General features: G+C 54.6%; 1 protein-coding gene. It reads left to right on the top strand.

Translation table 11 applies throughout. The features are described from left to right. Positions 1-19: 19 nt before the first annotated feature. Positions 20-663: Fic family protein (locus AACR77_RS14715; RefSeq protein WP_231563259.1), on the top strand; the 644-nt coding region annotated here is incomplete at its 3' end.

The raw sequence follows: 663 nt of genomic DNA on the forward strand, positions 1-663 counted from the left end.
CTCAGAGGGGCTCGCGGCCATGATGCTGGATGCCATCGACAACCATGAACAACGGTTGACGATTGAGAGGCTTTATCAATGGCATCGTTGGTTGTTCCCCGTCAACGAATGGTCGGTGCAGCGACTGAACGTAGGTCAGATGCGAGGAGATGAGCCGATGCAGGTTGTCTCTGGACGTGTTGATCGCCCCACCGTGCATTTTGAGGCACCGCCCAGAGCAACTCTGGACGATCAACTGGCCGAGTTCATCCGCTGGTTTAACCAGACTCGGCATGATCCCACGATGGATCCCCTTCTTCGTGCGGCAATCATCCATTTCTGGTTCGTGACCCTGCATCCCGTTGATGATGGTAATGGGCGGCTCACGCGGGCACTGACCGATCTCGCGCTGTCACAGGCTGACAGCCACAGCATTCGGCTATATGCCATGTCAGTTGCTATTCTCGAACGGCGGGAGCACTACTATCGGGCGCTTGAGTCAGCGCAGAGGGGGCCGCTAGATATTACCTCCTGGATCTGTTGGTTCCTCGACACACTGGATTACTCCATAGAGCTGGCATTACAGGTGATTGATCGTTCTCTCGCCAAGACATTTTTCTGGTTGCGGCACTGTCATGACGATCTGAGTCCAGAGCAAACCAAAGTGCTGAATCGTTTACTGGA

This window comes from Aeromonas sp. ZOR0002 (assembly GCF_963866995.1).
Taxonomy (GTDB): Bacteria; Pseudomonadota; Gammaproteobacteria; order Enterobacterales; family Aeromonadaceae; genus Aeromonas; species Aeromonas caviae.